6 protein-coding genes are annotated in these 7,651 nt (G+C 45.2%); 2 read left to right on the plus strand and 4 right to left on the minus strand.

Features of this window, described 5'->3' with window-relative positions; translation table 11 throughout:
- Nucleotides 1-104 precede the first annotated feature (104 nt).
- The gene (locus JK188_RS15460) at nt 105-1,538 is read left to right on the plus strand and encodes an anion permease (RefSeq protein WP_036951311.1); all 1,434 of its coding nucleotides are present in this window, start codon (nt 105-107) and stop codon (nt 1,536-1,538) included.
- Nucleotides 1,539-1,621: 83 nt separating this feature from the next.
- Nucleotides 1,622-2,677, plus strand: a complete 1,056-nt coding sequence (locus tag JK188_RS15465; RefSeq protein ID WP_211885264.1) for a 4-oxalomesaconate tautomerase — start codon at nt 1,622-1,624, stop codon at nt 2,675-2,677.
- A gap of 48 nt (nt 2,678-2,725) precedes the next feature.
- Here JK188_RS15465 and JK188_RS15470 read toward each other — a convergent pair whose 3' ends face one another.
- From JK188_RS15470 to JK188_RS15485, 4 genes are all read right to left on the minus strand, one after another.
- The gene (locus JK188_RS15470) at nt 2,726-3,859 is read right to left on the minus strand and encodes an AAA family ATPase (protein ID WP_211885262.1); all 1,134 of its coding nucleotides are present in this window, start codon (nt 3,857-3,859) and stop codon (nt 2,726-2,728) included.
- Nucleotides 3,856-4,566 carry an RNA ligase family protein gene (locus JK188_RS15475; protein ID WP_211885260.1) on the minus strand — a complete coding sequence of 237 codons (711 nt, stop codon included), beginning with the start codon at nt 4,564-4,566 and terminating at the stop codon, nt 3,856-3,858. The genes JK188_RS15470 and JK188_RS15475 overlap by 4 nt, the downstream gene beginning before the upstream one ends.
- Before the next feature lie 219 nt (nt 4,567-4,785).
- Nucleotides 4,786-5,607 carry a VanW family protein gene (locus tag JK188_RS15480; protein ID WP_211885258.1) on the minus strand — a complete coding sequence of 274 codons (822 nt, stop codon included), beginning with the start codon at nt 5,605-5,607 and terminating at the stop codon, nt 4,786-4,788.
- A 355-nt stretch (nt 5,608-5,962) separates the two neighbouring features.
- On the minus strand, nt 5,963-7,279 hold the full coding sequence (locus JK188_RS15485; RefSeq protein ID WP_108479059.1) for a CitMHS family transporter: 1,317 nt from the start codon (nt 7,277-7,279) through the stop codon (nt 5,963-5,965).
- Between the last annotated feature and the right edge of the window lie 372 nt (nt 7,280-7,651).

Raw genomic sequence — 7,651 nt, forward strand, 5'->3', positions numbered from 1 at the left:
ATTCAAGATACCGCTATATCCAGAAATAGGTTTCCACACATTTTAGATATTCGTTTTATGTGATTTAAGAAATTTAAAGTTTTATATTCTTGAAGGATTAGCCTATGCAAAAAGATAAAATATGGAAGCTATTAGTTTTAATAGCCATTCCAATAATCATAGCCTTAATACCGACGCCCGCAGGGCTACCGAGTATTGCATGGCTGTTATTTGGTTTGTACCTTGCCGCCATTGTGGGACTAGTATTAAAACCTTATTCCGAGCCTGTGATCTTGCTAGCCACGATTGCTGCCAGTGCGGTGATCATCGGTGTAACAGGCACTAAAGACGTCAAAGTTGGCGAAGTACTGAGTGGTTACTCATCCGGTACAACGTGGTTAGTTTTCGCCGCGTTCACCTTGAGTGCTGCGTTCGTCATCACCGGCTTGGGTAAGCGCCTCTCCTATATTCTTATTGGAAAATTAGGTGGCACCACTCTTGGGCTGGGATATGTGACTGCTATTCTTGACTTGATTATCGCCCCTGCAACGCCGTCTAACACCGCGCGTGCCGGTGGGATTGTCTTCCCTATCATCAACAGTGTGGCGGTTGCATTAGGGTCTGATCCTGAAAAAAGCCCCCGTAAAGCAGGTCACTATTTGCTGGTAAACGTATATATGGTGACCAAAACCACCAGCTATATGTTCTTAACGGCTATGGCACCAAATGCGCTGGCATTAGCGATGATGACCGACATTATGGGTATCCATTTAAGTTGGGGGGGCTGGGCATTAGCCGCTGCCGTGCCGGGCTTAATCATGTTGATCCTCACTCCGTTGATTATCTACAAACTGTATCCACCTGAATTGAAAAAGGTGAATAACAAAGAAATCGCAGCGAAAGGCTTAGCGGATTTAGGTCCAATGACCGTGCGTGAAAAACTGCTCAGCATTATCTTTGTGCTGGCGTTATCCGGCTGGATATTTGCAGATAAAATCGGTGTGAGTGCCTCAAGCGTCGCCATTGCCGTGATGGCATTAACGCTGATCCTCGGTGTCGTAACTTGGGATGATGTGTTGAAGAACAAAGGTGGCTGGAACACCCTGATTTGGTACGGTGGTATTATCGGGATGTCCGGCGTGCTCACCAAAGCAGGCTTCTTCAAATGGTTAGCTGATGTGATGAGCGAACACCTCTCCTTCGGTGACCAAGCGATGTTAGCGTTCTTTGTCATCATGTTTATCAGTGTCGCGATTCGTTACCTGTTCGCCTCTGGTGGTGCCTATGTAGCGGCGATGGTCCCTGTTTTCGCCACCGTTGGTATGGTTGCAGGTGCACCGCCGATGCTGTTAGCGCTGGGTCTGCTGTTCTCTAATGCCTACGGCGGCAGCTTAACCCATTACGGAGGCGCGGCAGCTCCAATCGTCTTCGGTGCAGGCTATAACGATATTCGTTCTTGGTGGATCATTGGTGGGATTATCGCGTTCCTCAGCCTATTAGTTCACATGACTATTGGTTTAGGTTGGTGGGAAATTCTTATCAACATGGGCTTAATCTAATCGCCCTTACCCCATAAAAAAGATGGAGTGCAATATAACGCACTCCATTTTTCTTACGGTAAGGCGTTCAAAAAGGACGCGTAATGAAACAAATTCCTTGTACATTAATGCGCGGAGGCACATCAAAAGGTGTCTTTCTCCTCGCTGACTCTCTCCCGACCGACATTCAACAACGTGATGAACTCATTTTAGCCATTATGGGATCCGGTCATCCTTTACAAATCGATGGTATTGGTGGCGGTAGCCCGCAAACCAGTAAAGTCGCCATCATTAGCCCATCAACGCACCCAGATGCAGATGTTGATTACCTTTTTGCGCAAGTCGCCATTACTGAGCGTATTGTCGATACCGCCCCTAACTGTGGCAATATTCTGTGTGCGGTCGGGTCATTCTCGTTAGAAAAAGGGTTAGTACCAATTACTGGAGATGTGACCACCGTCAGGGTGCGTAACGTCAACACCAATACCTTTATCAACGCCACCATTCAAACCCCCAATGGGCAAGTGGAATATAACGGTAATGCAACTATTGCCGGTGTTCCCGGTCAGGCTGCGCCTGTTGGTTTAACTTTTCTTAATGCCAGTGGCACCAAAACAGGGAAACTTTTTCCTACCGGAAATGTGGTCGATATCATTGATGGTGTTGAAGTTTCTTGCCTCGATATGGCGACGCCTGTGGTGCTTATCGATGCCCCACAACTGAATAAAACGGGATATGAAACAGCCGAACAACTTGAAGGCGATAGTGAGTTTATGCAAAAGCTGGAGCACCTTCGTCTGCAAGCTGGCGCCATGATGGGGTTAGGGGATGTGAGCAAAAAAGTGATCCCAAAACCGATTTTGGTCTCCCCGGCTATTCACGGCGGCACCATTAATGTGCGCTACTTTATGCCCCATAAATGCCATGGCGCATTAGCGGTAACGGGCGCAATTGCTATTGCCACCGGCTGCGTGATTTCAGGTACCGTTATCGAGCGTTATCTGCAAGGCGATGTGGATATGCAGAAGATTGCCATTGAACATCTCAGTGGCAAATTTGAGGTAGCACTAACTAACCCGACAGATAAACCGGAAGGCATTCAAGCTTCAATTATTCGTACTGCTAGAAAATTATTTGAAGGAAAGGTTTTTGTGCCATGATGTCGAACTGATTGTCCTGCCTCTTAGACAGAGGCAGGATGATAAAACTTACTTCACCGGCTCACTCAAAAATTCACCATTGATAAAATAGGAAACTTGATGAGCTTCATCAGGGGTTGGAATTTCCAGTTTCCCTGCCATTCTTTCCATCACATTTTCCGGTACCGCATATTTGCGCTGGCGATTTTGCTGCTGCCACTGCTTATACGGCACTTCCAGATAAATCAGATGCACTTTGGCTTGGTAGCGAGCAAATAGGCTGATCATGCTTTCACGCAGTGAGGCACTTAGCGATGTCGCATTCCAGATGAAATCTTGTTTACTACGCAAATAGACTTTCGCCTGTTCTTTCGCTTGCTGCGCGACCCAACTTTGCGCATTTTTATCCGCTGGGCTGATTTTATGAATTCGACGAATTTCATCCAAGCATACCATCGGCATTTGTGGATAATGTTGTTGAATAAAATGGTCTTTTCCCATACCCGGCAGACCACACAACATAATCACTTCGCTACCGTCTTCATCAAATGGTTGATAATCCGGCGTGCCGCGCTGAGTGTGAAAATAGTGAAAACGCCCCGCCAATGACGCGAAAGCTTTCGGCTGATCCCAGCAATCATGCTCACGGCAAAACAGTTCAAATAGCTCGATGCGCGCTAATAAGTCCGTTTTGTCTTCACATTCACGACCAATCGCATCCGCTTTCGCTAACATACACAGCAAAGACATTTCGACCCGTAATGAGGCGGCGTATAACGCTCGCTCTGGGTCAGGCTTATCCATCAACCATAATGGCAAACCGTGAAAGCGCACTAATGCAGCAATTTGTTCACGGATAGCAAATGGCGTTTCCACTTCACGAAACAGGATATGGCGAGCGGATAACTCGCCTTTTTTTGCGTGTCCGGGTGAGCGAATACGCCCCTCTTCTTCTCGAGTGGTGCTGCGCTTTTCCACATCGTGTAAGAGCGCCGCTGTCCAGACAATCTGCTGTTGCGCTTCAGGTAATTGCTGATATTCCGGTAACGCCTCCAACGCAGCTAATACCATTTGAGTATGGATAGCCACATCCCCTTCGGCATGGTGTATCGCATCTTGAGGGACGCCATGCATATCACGCACAAATTCAAACTGTTCAGCAAGTTGTGACCATTCCCGTTGTTTTGTCAGCTGCCAACTCATTGGTCACCTCCTTGCATCTCAAACGCTAATTTCGCGCGCTGCCAATTTCGCTTCCAGTGAATATCGGTTTTGACATGGTTTTTACGAACATACTTAAAAACGTGCTGCATAAAATCATCCACGGCAAAACCTTGGCGATTGCGCGTCACAATGCCTTCCATGCTGCACGGTTTTCCGGTGTGGGTATCCCGTGCAATAAATTGGCTATCTTCCCCTGCCGCGGCGATTAATCCGCTGCTGTACTGCTGAGCAGTGAGGGTTTTATCGATAGCCAAATGAAGCTCAGGTACGGTTGGGAAATCAAACAGTGATGCGTAAAACTTCACTTCATCCCAACTTAGCCAATAATCCCCTTGGCGCACCGCAAACACGTAAAAATAATCTTCGATATGTTGATATTCGATGGAGTGCACGGCATACAGATTTTCACCAAACAATTCGATATCACCCAGATCGTCTTTAATTAATTGCCAACGCTGACGGATTTGCTGCGACCATGCCGACTGGGTCGGAGCGCCGTGAGAACGGGCAAATACGCCGTGACGATTCAGGCAATTATTTTCACCATCGAGTTTTTCAGTATGAACCAGTTGTTCAATATTTTGGATGTGCGCCCACCAATCGCTATTAATACGATCGTCGCTGGTGGTGCCCGGTGAGAACGGATAGTGATACGTTCTACCATACTTCCTTGATTGCATATTCATTATGCTTTCTCTACAGAAATAATAAAACACAACAAATCTTGAGCAAGATTTGCCTCTGCGATAATTGAGAAATCAAGTGTTGGTATTACATATCTAGTCCGCGAGACGGCCTCATTTTGGGTGCTGCATCAGAAAAACAGCAAGAAATAACTTAGTTGCGGGGATTCTAAACGAATTAATTAGGTAAAAGCCAGTAACATATTCCTAATTATGGTCGTATTAACCCACATCACTCAATTGAGATTCATCCAGCGGGTATTTCACCACCACTTTATTGCGGTATAAACAGCGGTCGCTGAGCGTGAGCGGTTCTTGCCCTTTGGTGGTGATTTGCTGCCAAATTTCATTATGGCGATAAATCACGCCGCGTTCCCGAACAAACTTATGGTTCTGTTGGTAAATATGATATTTATTTTCGCGGGGCTCAGAGCACAATAGCTCCCCTTCAATTTGGTGTTCGCCAATGTTAAACACTAACTGAAATGTTGCTTGGGTTGGGTTATACAGCACAAGGTCGATATAGTTATAGAAGATAGCCGCGCCAGAACCAAATGGCAGCACGCGCCCTTCATCGGGAAATGGGTCAAAACTGTGGTTGGCTCGCTCCACCACTTGCAATGGAGAATGCAGCGCCATCCAGTGGATTAAATTGCTGAGTTGGCAAATTCCTCCGCCAATCCCGCTTCGGGCTTCTCCGTAAAAAAGCTCCATTCCTTCCACAAATCCGCGTTTGGCAGTAGGTTTGCCCACAAGACGGCAAAACGAGAAGTATTCCCCCGGCGCAATGGTAACGCCGTTCATCGTTTCAATCGCAATTCCGAGGTTTATCACTTTGTTATGTTGCAACCGAAGGTCTGATTGACCCAATTTGCGGATCAGCCGTGATGTGTGTTTATGGTAGCGATATTCCAGCGGTTGCTCCGCCAAATTGCGGGTATATTTGCGCCCTGAAAATGCCCAGTGCCAACGCCTAAGTAGCCGTTTTTGATTCACACGTAGCCAATACAAAATAGGATGGTAGGAAGAAAGTGGTCTGCGCATGTCGAGCCTTACAGGTTTCAGATAATAAAGGTATCTTCACATAATTCCCTTATCATCAATATAGTCACTGTCCGATAATCCATGCTCCACTTAGCAACTATTTTCTCTCACCGTTTTCTGTTTGTTTTTCCTATCTTCTATCTTCTATCTTCTATCTTCTATCTTCTATCTTCTATCTTCTATCTTCTATCTTTTCAGATTTTAGGTTTTTCCTTAGTTTCCTCAAACATTGGCTCTATGGATTTTGCGCCGTAACTAGGCGGCAAAAAAGAAAATCCCTAGGAGCATACACAAGTATGTGACTAGGGTTTTCTTTTGAAGCCAACAACGTTAGGGTGCAAAAGACGACGAGCGATTAATACAATCCAAGAACCGCCCCGACGGCTAGCGTAAAAAAGCTGAACACCCAAATCCACCCGAACGAATACCGCAAATGACGCCCCATATCAATTCCCGCCAGCCCCATAGCCAGCCATGCTGCCGGTGAGAACGGGCTCACAAACGTACCGGCGTTATTCCCAATCGCCATAGCGTACACCACCGCTGAAGGATCAACCCCTGCCGTCGCAGCAATTTGCTGAATAATTGGCAGCAATGCAAAATAGTAAGCGTCAGTACTGGTGAAAATATCCATTGGTACGCCGAGGATACCCACAAAAATATGTATTTTTGATACCCATTCCGTTGGCAGAATTGATGTCAGATCCATTGCGATGGATTTCAACATTCCACCATCGGATAAGATGCCGAGAAACGCGCCCGCTGCAAGAATAATGGCCACCATACCTAACGCCTGTGGGGCGTGCAGGGAGAGCACCTTCATCTGCTCTTTGGGATTTGGGTAGTTAATTAATAACGCCAAAGAAAGCGCAATCATAAATACGTATGGAGCTGAAAGTAGCCCGAATGCTAAACAGATAATCGCCCCTACAATTAATCCACCATTAATTAATGGCTTTTTAGGTTTATGGGCAATATCAACCACATCTGCGATTTGCTCACTTTCGCCTAACAGTGAATCCATTTGATACGGCGTAGTGCCATTTAACGCGGCCGCAGCAATGCGACGCTTTTCACGCATTCCCATAATAATGGCAAATACCACCGCGCCACCCATACCAATCAATTGCACGGGAATTAAACCTTGCCATAGTGTAGAGGCATCGATACCTGTTACCGCTGACGCACGACCTAATGGTCCGCCCCACGGCACCATATTCATGATCCCCATACTTGCGCACATCAGCAGCAACATTAGGTATGGACTCATACCTAATTGTCGGTATAGCGGTAATAATGCAGGAATAATAATTAAAAATGTTGCGGCGCCAGAGCCATCTAAGTGCACTACCCCCGCGATTAGCGTGGTCATGATACAGACGATAATCACATTACCACGGGTCATTTTGACCATCATGCGGATCAATGGGTCAAAAATATGTAAGTCCTTCATCATGCTGAAGAACAAAATGGCAAACAAAAACATCGCTGCCACTTTTGCCACTTTATTAATGCCGCTTTCGAAAAAGACCGAGATTTCACCAATAGAATATCCCGCTAGCAGTGCTCCAATAAAAGGAATACAAGACATTGCAATAATTGGGCTAGCTTTACCCATCATCAGTAAAGTGACGATTGTTACTATGATTAAAATACCAATAATTGTTAACACATTGACCTTCCTTTTTAGAATTATATTTTCACAGGCTAATACACGTTGTTGAAAATAAAGTAGCTACACTTTTACAGTTGTAATTTTATTTTCATCTCCATTACTCTTTTTACATAAAACTAATATTACGCAGGGTTATCATTGCTTATATAAATCCCTTATTTAGGTTGCAAGATGAAAATTGTTTTTTTGCGGCAACAATATTCATTTAAAGGTAAAGAAAATCATTAAATAAAATAAAAACTCAGCGTGAAAATCTATTAGAACCATAAAAACCATAAAACCAAATTAAATTCATCATGCTTGATTTATCATGGAGTTAACAAAAAAAGGGTGAACTAAGCGAGTATTTATCATGATTTGAAATGGTAC

Source organism: Providencia sp. JGM181, from assembly GCF_018257375.1.
GTDB classification, from domain to species: domain Bacteria; phylum Pseudomonadota; class Gammaproteobacteria; order Enterobacterales; family Enterobacteriaceae; genus Providencia; species Providencia lanzhouensis.

Bases quoted from the DNA above. Each gene is read 5' to 3' on its own strand.
- JK188_RS15470 (WP_211885262.1), bottom strand. From the start codon at position 3,859: ATGAGTTGGCAGCTGACAAAACAACGGGAATGGTCACAACTTGCTGAA.
- JK188_RS15460 (WP_036951311.1), top strand. From the start codon at position 105: ATGCAAAAAGATAAAATATGGAAGCTATTAGTTTTAATAGCCATTCCA.
- JK188_RS15480 (WP_211885258.1), bottom strand. From the start codon at position 5,607: ATGCGCAGACCACTTTCTTCCTACCATCCTATTTTGTATTGGCTACGT.
- JK188_RS15475 (WP_211885260.1), bottom strand. From the start codon at position 4,566: ATGAATATGCAATCAAGGAAGTATGGTAGAACGTATCACTATCCGTTC.
- JK188_RS15465 (WP_211885264.1), top strand. From the start codon at position 1,622: ATGAAACAAATTCCTTGTACATTAATGCGCGGAGGCACATCAAAAGGT.